Source organism: Streptomyces ipomoeae 91-03 (genome assembly GCF_000317595.1).
In the GTDB taxonomy this organism is placed as follows: Bacteria; Actinomycetota; Actinomycetes; order Streptomycetales; family Streptomycetaceae; genus Streptomyces; species Streptomyces ipomoeae.
On record NZ_AEJC01000103.1, the window covers coordinates 1 to 18,434 of the forward strand.

17 protein-coding genes are annotated in these 18,434 nt (G+C 71.0%); 13 read left to right on the forward strand and 4 right to left on the reverse strand.

Annotated features, from left to right (window positions below; genetic code table 11):
- Positions 1-70 precede the first annotated feature (70 nt).
- The 5 genes from STRIP9103_RS06670 to STRIP9103_RS06690 all read left to right on the forward strand — a co-directional run bounded on the left by STRIP9103_RS06670 (position 71) and on the right by STRIP9103_RS06690 (position 6,545).
- Complete coding sequence (locus tag STRIP9103_RS06670; protein WP_181800455.1) at positions 71-622, forward strand: hypothetical protein; 552 nt, start codon at positions 71-73, stop codon at positions 620-622.
- A gap of 85 nt (positions 623-707) precedes the next feature.
- Positions 708-3,953 (forward strand): S41 family peptidase, encoded by a 3,246-nt coding sequence (locus STRIP9103_RS06675; RefSeq protein ID WP_048819822.1) that lies wholly within the window; start codon positions 708-710, stop codon positions 3,951-3,953.
- A gap of 271 nt (positions 3,954-4,224) precedes the next feature.
- Positions 4,225-4,578, forward strand: coding sequence for an HIT domain-containing protein (locus STRIP9103_RS06680; RefSeq protein ID WP_009301481.1), 354 nt, complete (start codon positions 4,225-4,227; stop codon positions 4,576-4,578).
- A 6-nt stretch (positions 4,579-4,584) separates the two neighbouring features.
- Positions 4,585-5,493, forward strand: a complete 909-nt coding sequence (locus STRIP9103_RS06685) for a ribonuclease Z (RefSeq protein ID WP_009301474.1) — start codon at positions 4,585-4,587, stop codon at positions 5,491-5,493.
- Between the two features lie 59 nt (positions 5,494-5,552).
- Positions 5,553-6,545: an adenosine deaminase gene (locus STRIP9103_RS06690; protein WP_048819824.1), complete on the forward strand. Its 993-nt coding sequence runs from the start codon at positions 5,553-5,555 to the stop codon at positions 6,543-6,545.
- A gap of 7 nt (positions 6,546-6,552) precedes the next feature.
- Here the strand turns inward: STRIP9103_RS06690 and STRIP9103_RS06695 are convergent, their stop codons facing one another.
- The 3 genes from STRIP9103_RS06695 to STRIP9103_RS06705 all read right to left on the reverse strand — a co-directional run bounded on the left by STRIP9103_RS06695 (position 6,553) and on the right by STRIP9103_RS06705 (position 10,692).
- Entirely contained in the window at positions 6,553-7,764 is a 1,212-nt protein-coding gene (locus tag STRIP9103_RS06695; RefSeq protein WP_009301465.1) for an MFS transporter, read from the reverse strand.
- A gap of 337 nt (positions 7,765-8,101) precedes the next feature.
- Positions 8,102-9,214, reverse strand: a complete 1,113-nt coding sequence (locus STRIP9103_RS06700) for a carbohydrate kinase family protein (RefSeq protein ID WP_100243863.1) — start codon at positions 9,212-9,214, stop codon at positions 8,102-8,104.
- Positions 9,215-9,402: 188 nt separating this feature from the next.
- Entirely contained in the window at positions 9,403-10,692 is a 1,290-nt protein-coding gene (locus STRIP9103_RS06705; protein WP_009301489.1) for a glucarate dehydratase family protein, read from the reverse strand.
- Between the two features lie 174 nt (positions 10,693-10,866).
- Here STRIP9103_RS06705 and STRIP9103_RS06710 point away from each other — a divergent pair, with 174 nt between their 5' ends.
- The 6 genes from STRIP9103_RS06710 (at position 10,867) to STRIP9103_RS06735 (ending at position 15,495) form a co-directional block, all read left to right on the forward strand.
- Complete coding sequence (locus tag STRIP9103_RS06710) at positions 10,867-11,694, forward strand: IclR family transcriptional regulator (protein ID WP_009301484.1); 828 nt, start codon at positions 10,867-10,869, stop codon at positions 11,692-11,694.
- Between the two features lie 133 nt (positions 11,695-11,827).
- On the forward strand, positions 11,828-12,898 hold the full coding sequence (locus STRIP9103_RS06715; protein ID WP_009301494.1) for a PhoH family protein: 1,071 nt from the start codon (positions 11,828-11,830) through the stop codon (positions 12,896-12,898).
- Between the two features lie 14 nt (positions 12,899-12,912).
- On the forward strand, positions 12,913-13,410 hold the full coding sequence (gene ybeY, locus STRIP9103_RS06720; protein ID WP_009301472.1) for an rRNA maturation RNase YbeY: 498 nt from the start codon (positions 12,913-12,915) through the stop codon (positions 13,408-13,410).
- Entirely contained in the window at positions 13,407-14,714 is a 1,308-nt protein-coding gene (locus STRIP9103_RS06725) for a hemolysin family protein (RefSeq protein ID WP_009301491.1), read from the forward strand. The genes ybeY and STRIP9103_RS06725 overlap by 4 nt, the downstream gene beginning before the upstream one ends.
- A gap of 34 nt (positions 14,715-14,748) precedes the next feature.
- On the forward strand, positions 14,749-15,108 hold the full coding sequence (locus tag STRIP9103_RS06730) for an MmcQ/YjbR family DNA-binding protein (protein WP_009301479.1): 360 nt from the start codon (positions 14,749-14,751) through the stop codon (positions 15,106-15,108).
- A 33-nt stretch (positions 15,109-15,141) separates the two neighbouring features.
- The gene (locus STRIP9103_RS06735) at positions 15,142-15,495 is read left to right on the forward strand and encodes a cytidine/deoxycytidylate deaminase family protein (protein ID WP_009301483.1); all 354 of its coding nucleotides are present in this window, start codon (positions 15,142-15,144) and stop codon (positions 15,493-15,495) included.
- 54 nt (positions 15,496-15,549) lie between these two features.
- Here STRIP9103_RS06735 and STRIP9103_RS06740 read toward each other — a convergent pair whose 3' ends face one another.
- Entirely contained in the window at positions 15,550-17,115 is a 1,566-nt protein-coding gene (locus STRIP9103_RS06740) for a hypothetical protein (protein WP_009301487.1), read from the reverse strand.
- Between the two features lie 446 nt (positions 17,116-17,561).
- Between STRIP9103_RS06740 and STRIP9103_RS06745 the strand changes: the two genes are divergently transcribed.
- Together STRIP9103_RS06745 and STRIP9103_RS46070 are read left to right on the forward strand one after the other, a co-directional pair.
- Entirely contained in the window at positions 17,562-18,038 is a 477-nt protein-coding gene (locus STRIP9103_RS06745) for a hypothetical protein (RefSeq protein WP_009301469.1), read from the forward strand.
- Positions 18,039-18,279: 241 nt separating this feature from the next.
- Positions 18,280-18,434, forward strand: a 155-nt coding sequence (locus STRIP9103_RS46070; RefSeq protein ID WP_199790517.1) for a GTPase, incomplete at its 3' end; no start/stop codon positions are given.

The following is an 18,434-nucleotide window of genomic DNA, read 5'->3' on the forward strand; positions in this document are numbered from 1 at the left end:
CCCCACGAGTTCGGGTCATGGCCAACACTCGGTCTTTCGCGCTGCCCCACGGAGTGGCACGCTGCCGTCCATGGGGGCTTTGAGGCGTGCGGCTGTGGCGGCGGTGCTCGGGGTCGGGGCCGTTGTGGGGCTCGTGGCCTGTGAAGGGGGCGGGCTCAACACCGGCGCGGTCGCGTTCACGACGGACCAGATGGGGACCAAGGAGCTGGAGCGGCAGGGTGTCGACGTCCAGTGGCTCAACTGCACGGCGTCGTATGACGACGACGGCGGTGACGGCAGTGACGGCGGCGACAAATCCAAGTCGCCCTCCGCCTCCGTCAACACCGTCGCGAGCGTCGACTGCAAGGGTGAGGACAAGAAAGGCCGTGACATCACCCTCACCGGGAAGGTGACCCAGGAGATCAACGGCAAGTGTGTGCGGGGGGATCTGACGGCCAAGGTCGACGGGAAGGAGTGGTTCCATGTCGATGTGCTGGGCAACTGCAATGCCCCTGACCCCACTCCGACGCCCGGTGTGCCCGACCCGGACCAGTCGAACCGGCCCGGGCCGACCGTGACGGTCACCGTCACGCAGACCATCTGGTGCCAGAAGGATCCGCAGTGCTGGCCCGAGGGCAAATAGGGCGAGCGGGACAAGTGGTGTCTACGGTCGGAGACATGATCCAAACCCTCTCCCCATATGGCCGTACGCTGCTTAGAGTGACCGGGTGACTCAGTCCGCAGTGTCTTCGCAGTCCGCGTATTTCCGGTATCCGCATCTGCACGGCGACCTGGTCGCCTTCACCGCCGAGGACGACGTCTGGGTCGCCCCTCTCGACGGTGGCCGTGCGTGGCGGGTGAGCGCGGACAACGTACCCGTGAACCATCCGCGTATCTCTCCGGACGGTACGACCGTCGCGTGGACGTCCACGCGGGACGGCGCGCCGGAGGTGTATGTCGCGCCGATCGACGGTGGGCCGGCCAAGCGCCTGACGTACTGGGGGAGTTGGCGGACCCAGGTGCGCGGCTGGACCCCGGACGGGCAGGTGCTCGCCCTCAGCACGTACGGACAGGCCAGCCTGCGGCGGAGCTGGGCGCGGGCGGTGCCGCTCGACGGCGGTCCGGCCACGACGCTGCCGTACGGGCCGGTCGGCCATGTCGCGTACGGTCCGGCCACCGTGCTGCTGTCCGCGCCGATGGGCCGCGAGGCCGCCTGGTGGAAGCGGTACCGGGGCGGTACGGCGGGCAAGCTGTGGATCGAGAGCGACGGCCGCGACGGAGAAGGGGCCGGGGAGTTCGTACGTCTGCATGAAGGGTTGGACGGGAATCTCGAGTATCCGCTGTGGGTGGGGGAGCGGATCGCTTTCCTGTCCGACCACGAGGGTGTGGGGGCTCTCTACTCCTCCCTCGCCGATGGATCGGATCTGCGGCGGCATACGGCTGTCGACGGTTTCTACGCCCGGCATGCGGCCACCGATGGCGCGCGGGTCGTGTACGCGTCCGCCGGTGAGCTGTGGCTGCTCGATGATCTGGACGGGGCCGAGCCGCGCAGGCTCGATGTCCGGCTGGGCGGACAGCGAGTCGATCTTCAGCCGTTCCCGGTGAACGCCTCCCGGTGGTTCGGGGCAGCCTCGCCCGATCACACCGCGCGGGGCAGCGCCGTGGCGGTGCGCGGGGCCGTCCACTGGGTCACCCATCGCTCCGGGCCCGCGCGGGCGCTCGCCGCCGAGCACGGGGTGCGGGCGCGGCTGCCTCGGGCCTTCCGGGTGGAGGGCGAGGAGTGGGTGGTGTGGGTGACGGACGCGGAGGGCGACGACGCGTTGGAGTTCGCCCCGGCGACCGGCGCCGGACCCGGCGCCACCCCGCGGCGGCTCGCGGCGGGACAGTTGGGGCGGGTGCTCGGGCTCGCCATGGCGCCCGACGGCAGCCGGGCCGCCGTAGCCGCGCACGACGGGCGCGTCCTGCTCGTCGAGCGGGAGACGGGAGAAGTCCGGGAGGTCGACCGGAGTGAGGACGGGGAGGTGTCCGGGCTCGTCTTCTCGCCCGACTCCGCCTGGCTCGCCTGGTCGCACCCCGGCGCGCGACCGCTGCGTCAGCTCAAGCTCGCCAACACCGCCGACCTGTCCGTCACCGAGGCGACCCCGCTCCGCTTCCAGGACTACTCACCGGCGTTCACCCTCGACGGCAAGCATCTGGCCTTCCTCTCCGCACGCGCCTTCGACCCCGTCTACGACGAACACGTCTTCGATCTTCACTTCGTCAGCGGCGCCCGTCCGCATCTCATCACGCTCGCCGCGACCACACCGTCGCCGTTCGGGCCGCAGCGGCACGGGCGGCCGTTCGAGGCGCCGGAGAAGGACGAGACCCCGGACAGCGAGGGTGCCCCCGCGACCCGTATCGACCTCGAAGGGCTCGCCGACCGGATCGTGCCCTTCCCCGTCGAGGCCGCCCGCTACTCCACGCTCCGCGCCGCCAAGGACGGTGTCCTGTGGCTGCACCACCCGGTCACCGGCGTCCTCGGTCACTCCCGGGCCACGCCCGACGACCCCGACCCGAAGACCTCCCTGGAGCGGTACGACCTCGCCCAGCGGCGCCTCGAATACCTCGCCTCCGACGCCGACCACTTCTCGGTCAGCGGCGACGGCAAACGCGTCCTGCTGTGGACCGACGGCAAGCTCAAGGTCGTCCCCAGCGACCGGCGCGCCTCCAACGACGACGAGAGCGACAGCAACATCACCGTCGACCTCAGCCGCGTACGCCAGACCGTCGACCCGGCCGCCGAGTGGCGCCAGATGTACGACGAGACCGGCCGCCTCATGCGGGACAACTTCTGGCGGCCGGACCTGGGCGGGGTGGACTGGGACGGGATCCTGGACCGCTACCGGCCCCTCCTCGACCGGGTGGCCACCCATGACGACCTGGTCGATGTGTTGTGGGAGGTGCAGGGTGAGCTGGGTACCTCCCACGCGTACGTCACCCCGCGCGGCGGGGGTGGCTCCGGTGACCGGCGGCAGGGGCTGCTCGGCGCGGACATCTCCCGGCACGAGGACGGTCCCCAGGGGACTCCGCTGTGGCGCATCGACCGGGTGCTGCCCTCCGAGACCTCCGACCCCGACGCACACGCGCCCCTCGCCGCGCCCGGGGTCGCCGTGCGCGCCGGGGACGCGATCATCGCCATCGGCGGGGTGCCGGTCGATCCCGTCGTCGGGCCCGGCCCGCTGCTCGTGGGGACGGCGGGCAAGGCCGTCGAGCTGACCGTGCTGCCGGCCGGGGGCGGTGATCCGCGGCACACCGTCGTCGTGCCCATCGCCGACGAGGAGCCGTTGCGGTACCACGCGTGGGTGGCGGACCGGCGGGCGTACGTCCATGAGAAGAGCGGGGGGCGGCTCGGTTATCTCCATGTGCCGGACATGGTCGGTTCCGGGTGGGCCCAGCTCCATCGCGATCTGCGGATCGAGGTCGCTCGTGAGGGGCTTGTCGTCGATGTCCGGGAGAACCGGGGCGGGCATACGTCCCAGCTGGTCGTCGAGAAGCTGGCCCGGCGGATCGTGGGGTGGGATCTGCCGCGGGGGATGCGGGCGGCGAGCTACCCCGACGACGCGCCCCGGGGGCCTGTCGTCGCCGTCGCCAATGAGTTCTCCGGGTCCGATGGGGACATCGTGAACGCGGCGATCAAGGCGCTCGGAATCGGGCCGGTGGTCGGGACGCGGACGTGGGGTGGGGTGGTCGGTATCGACAGTCGGTACCGGCTGGTCGATGGGACGTTGGTGACTCAGCCGAAGTACGCCTTCTGGTTGGAGGGGTACGGGTGGGGGGTCGAGAACCATGGGGTCGATCCGGATGTGGAGGTTGTGCAGGCGCCGCAGGATCATGCGGCCGGGCGGGACCCTCAGCTGGACGAGGCGATCCGGATCGCGCTGGCGGGGCTTGAGGAGACCCCGGCGAAGACGGCACCGCAGCTGCCGGGTTCCTGACGGGGTCGGGTGGCGGGTGCGGGTTGTGTGTGGTTGCTCGCGCAGTTCCCCGCGCCCCTGAAGGGGCGCGGGGCTGTATTGATTTGCGGCTCCGCCGCGTGGGCGCGACCAGCCCCCACCCACCCGCAGTCGCCAACGCACCGACCCGACCGAGCTGAAAGGCGCAGCGGGGTTGAAGGGGCGCAGCCCCTGGGGATGGGACGGGTAGGGGCGGCGGGGGCGTACGATGCGGGCGTAGCTGATCACACGTGGCGGCGAGCAGGAGGCACGCATGGCAGGGGAGTCGCAGGACGACTGTCTGTTCTGCAAGATCGTGGCGGGACACGTCCCGGCGACGATCGTCCGCGAGACCGAGACGACCGTCGCGTTCCGGGACATCAACCCCCAGGCACCCACCCACGTCCTGGTCATCCCGAAGGCGCACTACCCGGACGCCGCCGCACTCGCCACCGCCGCCCCCACCCTCGCCGCGGACGTCCTCCGCGAGACCCAGGCCGTCGCGGACGAGGACAAGCTGGAGAGCTACCGGATCGTCTTCAACACCGGCAGCGGCGCCGGACAGACCGTCTGGCACGCCCACGCACACGTCATCGGTGGCCGCGGCCTGCAGTGGCCCCCCGGGTAACCAGCCGTGTCCGTACGTGAATTGGTGGTCCTCGGCACCGCCAGCCAGGTCCCCACCCGGCACCGCAACCACAACGGCTATCTGCTGCGCTGGGACGGCGAGGGGATCATGTTCGACCCCGGCGAGGGCACACAGCGGCAGATGCTGCGTGCCGGGGTCGCCGCGCACGACCTCAACCGGATCTGCGTCACCCACTTCCACGGGGATCATTCGCTGGGCCTCGCGGGTGTCATCCAGCGCATCAACCTCGACCGCGTCCCGCACGACGTCACCGCCCACTACCCGCGCTCCGGGAAGCGGTTCTTCGACCGGCTGCGGTACGCCACCGCGTACCGGGAGACGGTGCGGATCGTCGAGGCGCCGGTCGAGGGCGAGGGGGGCGCGCTGGCCGCCACCTCCTCGTACACGCTCGACGCCCGCAAGCTCTCCCATCCCGTCGAGTCCTACGGGTACCGGCTCGTCGAGCCCGACGGGCGTCGCATGCTGCCCGAGCGGCTCGCCGAGCGTGGGATCAAGGGGCCGGACATCGGGCGTATCCAGCGGGAGGGCGCGATCGGCGACGTCTCGCTCGACGAGGTCAGCGAACTGCGGCGCGGTCAGCGGTTCGCGTTCGTCATGGACACGCGGTTGTGTGACGGGGTGTACGCCCTCGCGGACGCCGCCGACATGCTCGTCATCGAGTCCACGTTTCTCGACGCGGACATCGAACTCGCCGTCGAGTACGGGCATCTGACCGCCGGTCAGGCCGCCTCCGTCGCCCGCGACTGCGGCGTACGGCATCTCGTCCTCACCCACTTCAGCCAGCGCTACTCCGAACCGGAGGAGTTCGAACGGCAGGCCAGGGCCGCCGGGTTCGAGGGAGAGCTGAGCGTGGCGCACGATCTGATGAGGGTGGCGCTGCCGAAACGGCGATGAGCGAGGGAGCCGTCGCGCCGTCGAGCGGTCCGGCAGTCGAGCGGTCGTACGATGCCTTGATGTCCATCCCCAAAGCCGAACTGCACCTCCATATCGAAGGCACCCTTGAGCCCGAGCTGGCGTTCGCGCTGGCCGCGCGGAACGGGGTGACACTGCCGTACGCCGACACGGACGCGCTCCGGAAGGCGTACCAGTTCGAGGATCTGCAGTCCTTCCTGAATCTGTACTACGAGCTGATGGCCGTGCTCCGCACCGAGCAGGACTTCGCGGATCTCGCCGACGCCTACCTCGCCCGCGCCGCCGCCCAAGGCGTGCGGCACGCGGAGATCTTCTTCGATCCGCAGGCCCATCTCGCGCGGGGCGTGGGGATGGGGACGGTCGTCGAGGGGCTGTGGCGGGTGCTGGGGAACAGCGAGGCCACGCACGGTGTCTCCACTCAGCTGATCATGTGTTTTCTGCGGGACGAGTCCGCCGAGTCGGCCATGGAGACGCTTCAGGCCGCCGAGCCGTACCTCGACCGGATCGTCGGCATCGGGCTCGACTCCGCCGAGGTCGGGCATCCGCCGGCCAAGTTCCGCGAGGTGTACGAGGCCGCCGCCGCGCTCGGACTGCGTCGCGTGGCGCATGCCGGGGAGGAGGGGCCGCCGGAGTACATCAAGGAGGCGCTGGACGTCCTCGGCGTGGAGCGGATCGACCACGGGCTGCGCTGCATGGAGGACCCGGCCCTCGTCGAGCGGCTGGTGCGGGAGCGGACGCCCCTGACCTTGTGTCCGCTGTCCAACGTTCGGCTGAAGGCCGTCGACACCCTCGCCGACCACCCGCTGCCCGCGATGCTCGACGCCGGGCTGCTCTGCACGGTCAACTCCGACGACCCCGCCTACTTCGGCGGCTACGTCGGCGACAACTTCCGTGCCGTGGGCGAGACCCTGGGCCTCCGGCCGGAACGGCTGCGGGAGCTGGCCCGCAACTCGTTCGTCGCGTCCTTCCTGGAGCACGACGAGGAGCGGCGGGCGCGGTATCTCGCGGAGGTCGAGGCGTACGAGTTCGGGTGACCGGCGGTCAGGCCGCCGGGCGGTACTCCGGCTGCGGCTCGGCGGTTTCGACCTGCTTGGCGGTCGACTGGTCCTGGTAGCGGGCGTGTTCGGTCGTGGGCGCCTTGGCGCGCAGGGCCACGGCTGTCATGGGGGCCGCGATCAGGAGGAGGCCGACGGCCAGGATCGTGCCCATCGTCGGGAAGCCCGCGCAGGTGGAGAGCAGGCTGCCGGTCAGCGGGCCGGCGGCCGTGCCGAGCGAGGACGCGGAGCCGATCAGGACCGCCCAACGGCCGCGCGGGTCCAGGGAGGCGGCGAGGCCGATGAGGTACGACAGCACGACCGGGTAGAGCACGTTCCAGGCGATCTCGCCGGTGGCGAAGGTGGTGAGGTCGGTCGCGGAGGCGCTCAGCGCGATACAGCCCGCGATGAGCGCCGTACCGCCGCCGATGGGCAGCGCACGACCCAGGCGCGCGCCCAGCGCACCCGCCCCGATCACACCCAGCAGCCCCGCGCCGAGCGCCGTCGCGAAGACCGCGCCGACGGTGACCTCGGACAGCCCCGCCTGGGTGGTGCCGATACGGCCGCTGACGCCCCAGAGAGAGTTCTGGGCGAGGGACCAGAGGAGCAGGGTGGCGGCCAGGGTCACCCCGGAGCGCGGGTGGGGGAGCGGGCCCCGCGCCCGGGTGAGGTGGGCCGTGGCGACCGGGGCGGTGAGGCGTGCGGTCGCCGGCCAGGTGAGCAGGGCCGCGAGGGCGAGTGCGGCGAGGGGGAGGCCGTGGCCGGGGCCGAGGCGGGGGATCGTCAGGTAGAGCACGCCGGCCAGGGCCGAGACGCCCAACAGGCCCAGGGTCGACACCCGGTGGGGGTCACGCTGGGCCGCGATCCCGGCCGCCGCCACCGCCGTCGCCGTGCCCGAGCCGAAGCCGCCGAGGACGACTCCCGCGACGACCACGGGGACGGTGGCCGTGAGCGCGGCGGTGCCGTAACCGGCGGCGGCGAGCAGCAGGCCCGTACGGGCCAGACGGCGCGGGCCGATCCGCTCCACCCGCGCGGCCAGGGTGAAGCCCGCCGAGGCCGAACCCAGCAGCAGGGCACTGCCGATGGCGCCCGCCTCGGTGGCGGTGAGGGGGAGGGCCGCGTCGAGTCTGCCGACGGTCGTGGGCAGGAGGTACGCGGCGAGATACCCGGCCGTGAAAAGGGCGACGAGGGGCCAGGGCGTGGGGGTGCGGGGGGACACGGGCGTTCCAGGCGGACGAAGGTGCGGCTCAAACAGGGGGATTGGGCGACGACCGTCGACGGACAGGAACGCGCGGAGAATTTGTATCAAGGGGGCGGGGAGGGAAAGAAACCCAGGGAGCGTGATCTGAGGCACATCATGTTTGAGGTGTGGAAGGTGGGGTAGAAGAAATCGCCCTCGCGTGTCAGCGGGCGTGCCTGAACTGACGTGATTTCTTGGCCGGTTCGCCGATCACCCCCTCGGCGCAAGCGGCCCTGGACTGCGTCGACGAGGTGCTCAGGGCCTTCGGCCCGTGCTCGGGGCCGCCAGGGCCGAGTGGATGCGGCCCGGGCGGTCGTCAGGCCGAGCGGCCGAAGCCGATCGTCGGTACCGCTCGGCGCAGGGGCCAGGGGGTGATCTGCTCCTTGGGGAGGAGGTCGTCCAGGAAGGCGTAGCGGCGCAGAGCCGCCGGGTCCTGGCGGTCCAGGGACTGCACCCGGCGCCACCAGGCGCCGATCTCGCACCAGCCGGGGGCGGACAGCGAGCCGCCGAACTCCTGCACCGACAGCGCGGCGGTCAGGCCGGCGAAGGCCAGCCGGTCGGCCAGGGGCCACTCCGCGAGGCTGCCGGTGACGAAACCGGCGACGAACACATCACCCGCGCCCGTCGGGTCCATGGCCTCCACCGCGATCGCCGGCACCTCCGCGGTCTCGCCGGTACGGCCGTCCACCGCGTACGCGCCCTCCGCGCCCAGCGTCACCACCGCCACCGGGACGTGCTCGGTGAGGGCGTGGGCCGCCGCCCGGGGGCACGCGGTGCCGGTGTACCGCATCGCCTCCTGGGCGTTCGGCAGGAAGGCCTCGCAGTGCGCGAGGTCGGGGAGCCCGGCCAGATCCCAGGCGCCGGTGTCGTCCCAGCCGACGTCCGCGAAGATCCGGGTGCCCTTGCCCGCGGCCTGCGCGATCCAGGGGGCGTGCACGCCGGGTGTGAGGGAGGCGACGGCGGCGCGCGCGTAGGGCGGGCACTCCGGCGCGGGCTCCTCCGGGGGCGCCGCGTGCCCGTGCGAGACCATCGTGCGCTCGCCCTCGTACGCCATGGAGACGGTGACCGGGGAGTGCCAGCCGGGGACGGTGCGGGAGGTGGAGAGGTCGATGCCCTCGCCCTGCTCCAGGGCGTCCCAGCAGTACTCGCCGTAGTGGTCGTCGCCGAAGGCCGCCGCGAGGGAGGTCTTCAGGCCGAGGCGGGCCAGGGCGGTGGCCATGTTCGCCACGCCGCCGGGGCTCGACCCCATGCCGCGTGCCCAGGACTCCGTGCCGCGGACCGGGGCGGAGTCGAGGCCGGTGAAGATGATGTCGAGGAAGACGGTGCCGGTCAGATAGACGTCCCAGGGCGGGTCGTCCGGTGCCCTCAGGGTCGACAGTGGGTCGACCTGGGGCCGGCGGTGTGGTCGCTCTCCCTTGAACGCGGTCACGGTGTGCTCCCTGGCGGTGGTGCGGATCTGGCCAGTGTGCACCAAACGCTCCCCGGGGTGGGGGTGGTGGCGCCGGGTGGGGGTGCGGTGCGTCGTCCCGTTGGGGACCCCGCTGCGCCTTCCGGCTCGGGGGGATGGGGTTTTGGGGGCGGCAGCCCTCGGAAACGGGGGCGATGAAGGGCCCGGCGCTACCAGCGGGGCACGGTCGGCGTCATCCACCCCGGCTCGGCGACCCGCATCGCCGCCGCATCGTCCCGCTCCCGCAACGCCCCGTCATCATCGACCCACCGCCGATGCAGAAACTCCAACCGGCCCCGATCGGGCTCCACCCCCAACCCGGGCGCGTCCGACACCCGCACGGCCCCGCCCTCGAACGCGAGACGCTCAACCAGCACATCCTCGACCTGCCACGGATAGTGGGAGTCACACGCATGGTGAAGACCGGGCACGGTCGACGCCACATGCGTCATCGCGGCGAGACTGATCCCGAGGTGCGTGTTGGAGTGCATGGACACCCCCACCCCGAACGCACGACAGATCGCTGCCAGTTCACGTGTGTTGCGCAACCCGCCCCAGTAGTGGTGATCGGAGAGAACCACCTGCACGGCCCCCTTCCCGAACGCCTCCTTGATCTCCGCGAACGTCGTCACACACATGTTGGTGGCGAGCGGCACATCCGTCCGCGCGGCCACCTCGGCCATGGCATCCGTACCGAGCGCCGGGTCCTCCAGATATTCGAGTACGTCGGCGAGGGCATCCGCGACCTTCAGCGAGGTCTCCACCGACCACGCCCCGTTGGGATCGAGCCGCAGCGGGTGCCCGGGAAACGCCTCGGCCAGCGCGCGGACCGCCGCGATCTCCTGCTCAGGCGGAAAGACACCACCCTTGAGCTTGAACGACGTGAAGCCGTACCGCTCCTTGAACCTCCTGGCCTGCGCCACGACCCCGGCCGGGTCCAAGGCCGCACCCCAGTCGTCCTTCTCGCAGGCCACGCCCTCCGGGTGGTCGGCCCACTTGTAGAAGAGGTACGCGCTGTACTCCACCGCGTCCCGCACCTTGCCGCCGAGCAGCGCGTGCACCGGCAGCCCGAGCGCCTTGCCGAGCGCGTCGAGACAGGCGACCTCGAAACCGGAGACGACGGACAGCCGCAGCTTGTCGGCGGTCTGGACGCCGCGCAGCCCACCGACGTCGACCTGGTCGTCGACGCGCGAGGCGTCCACGGCGACCTCGTCGGCGATCGTGAACAGCCCGTTCAGATCGCTGACCTGCCGCCCCTTCAGCTTCTCGGCGAACGGCCGGGCCAGCTCCAGATACTTCGTGTCGCCGTACGTCTCGCCGACACCGGTGACCCCGTCCGCGGTCACGACCTCCACGATCAGCCGAGGCGTGTACGGCTGGTGCACGCCCTGCGTGTTCAGCAGGGGAGGGTCGGCGACCAGGATCGGGGTCAGGCGTACATCCGTGATCGTGAGGTTCACAGGGCGGCTCCTACCGCGTTGGCGAGGGTGAGTTCGCAGGCGAGGCCGGGCCCGCCGGCCTCGCCGACCTGAGCGAGCTCGACGAGTGAGAGGTCATCTACGTATGAAGATGGAGGTTAAGTAGGCGAACGAAGTCCGTCAATGGGTCGCGCGTGCCTCTCTTACGATCGGCACATGTCGGAGACAGAAAGCGCGGAAGGCGCAGCCGAGGCGGGCGTCACGGGGGACGCGCGCGGCGTCCGCGAGGTGAAGTCCGCCGCGCGCACGGTCGAACTGCTGGAGCTGCTGGCCGCGCGTGGCGACCGCCCCGCACGCCTCCAGGAACTGGCGGACGAGCTCCAGGTCCCGCGCAGCTCGATGTACGCCCTGCTCCAGACCCTGATCGGCCGCGGCTGGGTCCGCACCGACACCACCGGCTCCCTCTACGGCATCGGCATCCGCGCCCTGCTCACCGGCACCAGCTATCTGGACTCCGACCCGCGCGTACGCGCCGTACGCCCCTACCTCGACGAGGCCTCCGAGGCTCTCGGCGAGACCATCCACATGGCCCGCCTGGACGGCATGAACGTCGCCTACCTGGCCACCCGCGAGTCCCACGAGTACCTGCGCACGATCAGCCGCGTGGGCCGCCGCCTGCCCGCCCACGCCGGCGCCCTCGGCAAAGCCCTTCTGGCCGAACGCCCCGACACCGCCCTCCCCCCGGGCCCCTACCAGGCCCTCACCCCCCACACCCACACCACCCACGCCGCCCTGACCGCCGACCTGGCCACCGTCCGCGCCCGCGGCTACTCCGTGGACCGAGAGGAGGGCGTCCTCGGCATAGTCGGCTTCGGCTTCGCCCTCCACTACGACACCCCGCCCCAGGACGCCATCAGCTGCTCGGTCCCGGTGGCCCGCCTGACTCCGGAACACGAACGCCGGATCGTGGAGGTGATGGGGGAGATCAGAACGAAGATCGAGGCCACCACCCCGGGGACGGCAGGGTCGCCCATCTGGCGCTGAGGGATCTTGCAGCTGCCGCACCGCCGAAAAGCCCTACGGCACTGTCACCCCCGCGTCGTACTCTTGAATAGCCAGCGCAGCGCCCGCGCATGCGAGCCTCACCGAGGAGGACGTTCGGCCAAAGAGCCGGCCCATGACTCAGACACCGACAGCTCACACCCCCGCGCAGGGGAAGGCGAGAGCACAGTTCACCGTCCCGCCGGCGCACCCCATGGTGACCGTCCTGGGTTCCGGCGACTCCCTCCTGCGCGTGATCGAGAAGGCCTTCCCGGCGGTCGACATCCACGTCCGGGGCAATGAGATCAGCGCGGTCGGCGACGCCCCCGAAGTCGCTCTCGTCCAGCGCCTGTTCGACGAGATGATGCTGGTGCTCCGCACCGGACAGCCGATGACGGAGGACGCAGTGGAACGCTCGATCGCCATGCTCAGAGCGAGTGAGAACGGGCAGAGCGACGGCCAGGAGACGCCGGCCGAGGTGCTGACGCAGAACATCCTGTCCTCGCGTGGCCGCACGATCCGCCCCAAGACGCTCAACCAGAAGCGCTACGTCGACGCCATCGACAAGCACACCGTCGTCTTCGGCATCGGCCCCGCCGGCACCGGCAAGACGTACCTGGCCATGGCCAAGGCCGTCCAGGCCCTGCAGTCCAAGCAGGTCAACCGCATCATCCTGACCCGCCCGGCGGTCGAGGCCGGCGAACGCCTCGGCTTCCTCCCCGGCACCCTCTACGAGAAGATCGACCCGTACCTGCGCCCCCTGTACGACGCGCTGCACGACATGCTCGACCCCGACTCGATCCCGCGGCTGATGGCGGCGGGGACGATAGAGGTGGCGCCCCTCGCGTACATGCGTGGTCGTACGTTGAACGACGCCTTCATCATCCTGGACGAGGCCCAGAACACGAGCCCCGAGCAGATGAAGATGTTCCTCACCCGGCTCGGGTTCGACTCGAAGATCGTGATCACGGGTGATGTGACGCAGGTGGACCTGCCGGACGGGACCAAGAGCGGTCTGCGGCAGGTGCAGGACATCCTGGAGGGCGTGGAGGACGTGCACTTCTCCCGGCTGTCGTCCCACGATGTCGTACGGCACAAGCTCGTCGGCCGTATCGTCGACGCGTACGAGGAGTACGACAGCAAGCACGGCACTCAGAACGGCGCGCACAAGGGCGGCCGGGGCAAGTCCGGGCACAAGGGGAAGTAGACAAGCACAGCACCATGTCGATCGACGTCAACAACGAGTCCGGAACCGAGGTCGACGAGCAGGCGATCCTCGACATCGCCCGCTACGCGCTGACGCGGATGCGTATCCACCCCCTCTCCGAGCTCTCGGTGATCGTCGTGGACGCCGACGCCATGGAGCAGCTGCATGTGCAGTGGATGGACCTGCCGGGTCCGACGGATGTCATGTCGTTCCCGATGGACGAGCTGCGTCCGCCGTCGAAGGACGACGACGAGCCGCCGCAGGGTCTGCTCGGTGACATCGTGCTGTGCCCGGAGGTCGCCGAGAAACAGGGCAAGGAAGCGCCCACGCAGCACTCCATGGACGAGGAGCTCCAGCTCCTGACCGTCCACGGGGTGCTGCACCTGCTCGGCTACGACCACGAGGAGCCGGACGAGAAGGCCGAGATGTTCGGCCTGCAGGCCGCCATCGTGGACGGCTGGCGCGCGGAGAAGGGCCTGACCGGCCCGTCCCCGGCCCCGACCGTGTCATGAGCGCGACCCTCATCAGCGGTGCCGTCGCCCTGGTCGTCGTCGCCTGGCTCGCCGCCTGCGCGGAGGCGGGCCTCGCGCGTGTCTCCAGCTTCCGCGCCGAGGAGGCCGTACGGTCCGGGCGGCGCGGCAGTGCCAAGCTCGCCCAGGTCACGGCCGACCCGACGCGCTATCTGAACGTCGCGCTGCTGGTGCGCGTGGCCTGCGAGATGGCCGCCGCCACGCTCGTCACGTACGCGTGTCTGAACGAGTTCGAGAAGACCTGGGAGGCGCTGGTCGTCGCCCTCGGGGTGATGGTCCTCGTCTCCTACGTGGCCGTCGGCGTCTCCCCGCGCACCATCGGCCGCCAGCACCCCCTGAACACGGCCACGGCGGCGGCGTACGTCCTGCTGCCGCTGGCCCGGATCATGGGCCCGATCCCCTATCTCCTCATCCTCATCGGCAACGCGCTGACGCCCGGCAAGGGCTTCCGGCGCGGCCCCTTCGCCTCCGAGGCCGAGCTGCGCGCGCTGGTCGACCTCGCCGAGCAGGAGTCGCTGATCGAGGCCGAGGAGCGCCGCATGGTGCACTCGGTGTTCGAACTCGGCGACACCCTCGTACGCGAGGTGATGGTGCCGCGCACCGACCTGATCGTCATCGAGCGCTACAAGACCATCCGGCAGGCGCTGACGCTGGCCCTGCGCTCCGGTTTCTCCCGTATCCCCGTCACCGGGGAGAGCGAGGACGACATCGTCGGCGTCGTGTATCTGAAGGACCTGGCCCGCAGGACGCACATCAGCCGGGACGCCGAGAACGAACTGGTGTCCACGGCCATGCGCCCCGCCGTCTTCGTCCCCGACACCAAGAACGCCGGCGATCTGCTCCGCGAGATGCAGCAGGAGCGCAACCACGTCGCCGTCGTCATCGACGAGTACGGCGGCACCGCCGGCATCGTCACCATCGAGGACATCCTGGAGGAGATCGTCGGCGAGATCACCGACGAGTACGACCGGGAACTCCCGCCCGTCGAGGACCTCGGCGAGGACCGCCACCGCGTCACCGCCCGCCTCGACATCACCGACCTCGGCGAGCTGTACGGCCTGGACGCCTACGACGACGAGGACGTGGAGACGGTGGGCGGCCTGCTCGCCAAGGCGCTGGGGCGTGTACCGATCGCCGGCGCCTCGTCGGTGGTGGAGTTGCCGGACGGGCGTGAGCTGCGGCTGACGGCGGAGGCCGCGGCCGGGCGCCGCAACAAGATCGTCACGGTGCTGGTGGAGCCGATCGGCCCCGCCGAGTCACCGGCGGAGGAGACGAAGCCGGAGTGAGCCCGCAGACCGTCCGAACGGTGGTGAGGTCCCGGTGACCCCGCAGGAGTTGCGCGCCTTCTGCCTCTCCTTCAACGAGGCCGTCGAGGACTTCCCCTTCCGCCCCGAGATCTCCGTCTTCAAGGTCCTCGGCAAGATGTTCGCGCTGAGCTGGACGGACGAGCGCCCCCTGAAGGTCAACCTCAAGTGCGACCCGGAGGACGCCGTACGCCTCCGCGCCGACCACCCCGGCCTGATCGCCCCCGGCTACCACATGAACAAGCGCCACTGGAACACGGTCACGGTCGACGGCGACCTGCCCGACCAGTTCGTACGAGAGCTGATCGAGGACTCGTACGACCTGGTGGTGGCCGGTCTGCCGCGCGCCGAGCGCCTCCGTCTCGACCGCCCCTGAGCCGCACGGCGGCGCGGTACGTATGCTCGGCTCATGACTGACAGCAGTGCGCTTGACCCCGAGGACCGCAAGATCGTCACCCTGGCCCGTTCCGCGCGGGCGCGGGGCGGTGTGCCCGAGGGGGCGGCCGTGCGGGACGAGACGGGTCGTACGTATGTGGCCGGGACCGTGGCCCTGGAGTCCCTGCGGCTGAGCGCGCTGCGCACCGCCGTCGCCATGGCGGTGGCCTCCGGCGCCAAGTCCCTGGAGGCGGCGGCCGTGGTGACCGACGCGGACACCGTCTCCGACGAGGACCGGGCGGCCGTACGGGACCTCGGCGGGCCCGGGACGCCGGTGCTGGTGGCGGGGCCGGACGGGACGGTACGGGTGACGGTGACGGCGGGCTGAGAACGGCCCGCGTCACCGCCGGTCCGCTGTGGGACGGCTCCCTCTCGATCCCCGCTAGTTCCTCTGCAGCGTCCGCGTCACCCCGGCGATGACCGCCGTCGTCAGCACCCAGCCGAAGGCGATCAGCGCGTAGGCCAGCGTCTGCGGGACGTCGTCCGTCCAGTACCAGGCCGTGCGCTGGCCCAGGCCGCCGATGGGGATCAGCAGGTCGAGGGTGTAGACGAGGGGCTGGAAGGGGGCTCCCTCACCCGGTTTCACCGGCATGGGGGAGTGCGCCCGGAAGACCAGCGTGCCCAGCAGGGTCAGGGCGAGCAGCCAGACGCCGGCCAGCCAGGGGCGGTAGCCGTAGCCGACGGTCACGTCCAGGAGGTGACCCCAGACGCGGGCCGCCGGGGACAGGGTGCGACGCCGGTGGCGTTGCTTGGCGAGGAGGACACGACGGGCGTCGTCGTCGTGCCCGGCCTTGCGGTACCAGCTCGCCAGCTGTTCGTAGGGTTGGGGGTTGTAGCCGGGGCTGCGTCGTATCCACTCCATGCGGCGGATCACGGAGGTCCGGCCGCCCACCGCCTCCCGGCGTTCGCCGCCCGCGTCGGCCGTCTTGATGGAGCCGTAGACGAAACCGTCCAGCTCCACCACCTCCGGCCAGCTGTGTTCGTTCTCGTGGAGGTACGACACCTGCGCGCCCCGCAGGTCGACCGTGGCGGACGGCGGCCGGGCGAGGGTGAGGTCGAAGTCGACGGTCTGGAGCAGCATGGCGACGAGGGCCGGGCCGTCACCGTCGGGTGGCCCGTTCAGGACGGCGCCCTCGAAGGTGAGGTTGTCCGAGATCTGGGTGCCGCGCAGCCGTATGGTGCCGTTCGAGGTGAATCCGTCGGACAAGTCGAGCGTCTGGACCACGGCGTTGTCCAGGGCGAGGGTGACTCCGCGAGGGCCGGGGTGTTCCAGGCGGGCGCCCGGCATGAACAGTCCGCCGGGCAACTGGGCGCCGAGCAGCCGGACTTCGCCGTGCGCGACGAATCCGCGCCTGCAGAAGACGCCTCCTTCGGTGACCAGGCCACCGGCCGACAAGGCCCACCCGTCGGGTGCGATCAGCTGGGCCTTGTTCAGCATGATGGCGCCGGTGACGTGGGCGTGGGCGAGCGACAAGGCGGTGCTCCGGCGGTGGAAGGGGGAGGAGCCGGGCCCGGCCTCGATCCGCGAGCCGAGCAGATCGAGGCGTCCCTCGATACGCGTCGATCCGGCTTCGAGCCGGAGCACCCGGCTGCCCATGATCGCGACCGTCCGTGTCTCCGCCCCGAAGAGGTTCACGCTCTCCTCGAACCAGCAGTCCTCCAGCCAGAGGGGATGCTCGATCCGTGCGCCGGCCAGGTCGAGGCGTCCGGAGACCCGTGCGCCCGCGAGGGCCAACGAGGCGACCGCGCCGGGCTGTTGCGCGGAGTTCGCGCCCAGCAGCAGCGCCGCGATCACCGCGGCCCGCACCGTACGCCCGGGCCCCCACTCCCCGCCCCCGGCGACCCGGTCGTCCTCCGGTGTCCCCGTCCGCAGGTCCACCCGCCGCCCCGCAGGGAACGCGTCCCACAGCTCCCGCTCCGGCGGCGTCAACTCGTCATAGGACAGCACCCGTACAGGTTAGTGATCTTCTCCCGCGCCGCCACAGATCGCCCGCGCTGTAGTGTTACGGCCGGTAACAGACCTCCGAGCTGCGGGAAAATCACGCGCGGACGAGTGGACACCCGCACCCGGCTGCCGACAACTCGCGCGGCCCGGGACAGATCACCTCAACGTCCGCCCCTGGTGAGCGCGTCGGGCGCGGCCTCGGCGATCGGCTTCGGCCACTTTCGCCGGCCCTTGGCGCAACCGGCAGAACATCCCTTGCAATCTCGCGGAGCTCGCGCGTCAATGGACCCGTTCTTTGGCGGACCGTCATATTCCGCCGCGCGGCCGCGCGTTGCTCCGCCCCCACATGGCAATGCCCGAACAGGGCCGTACGGATCGTCGTACGAGGCTGTCCCCAGAGCCCCGTGCGATCCCGTACACATCCCGTGCAAGGGAAGGGAATTCGCTCGATGAAGCGCATACGACTCGGTGCCGGCGCGGCGCTGGCGGCCGGTACGCTCGCCGCCACCGGCCTCGCCTTCGCCCCGGCCGCCCTGGCGGTCACCCCTCAGACCGCGACGATCAACGCCTCCTGCACGATCGGCGGCTCCGGCGCGGCCACGCTCACGGCCACGCAGAGCGGTACGTCCGCCACGGTCACCCTCTCCTCCGAGGAGATCACCGCCCCGATCGCCCTCGCCGAGGACTCCATCCAGTCCACGCTCACCTTTGTGAAGGCGGGCGGCGGCACGACGTCCTTCACCGGCACCGAGAACCCGGCGCTCGCCGCCGGCGACGGCATGGTCGTCGGCCCGCTCACCGGCACCGTCGCCTCCGGCGACAGCCTGGAGGCGTACGGCGGCTCCCTGCAGATGGTGGTCTTCGGCATCACCGTGAGCTGCACGGCGAGCGGACCGCAGTCGCCGGGTCCGTTCGTGTTCGACTGAGCCGCACCGGGCCACCGCCCGCGGTGAACGAGCGAGGGGTGTCGCCGGTGTCGACGCCTTTCGCGGCGAGGTTCACGATCGTCTCCAACGGGGCGGGGGCTCGTCAGAGGGTCACCGGCGTGCGTTTCCGGACGCGTACGGATGTGTTTCGGCGATGTTTCGTTGCGCGGGGGTTTCCGAAAGCTCACCGCGCCGGTGCCGGCTGGATCGCTGTACGGCCGGGCTCTGTGGATCAGGGACAATGGGCGCCATGAGCGTTCGTACCCAGTCACCAAAGAAGTCGGCCGAGGCCGCCCACCGCGCCGGCTTCGCCTGCTTCGTGGGGCGCCCCAACGCGGGCAAGTCCACCCTCACGAACGCTCTGGTCGGCCAGAAGGTGGCGATCACCGCGAACCA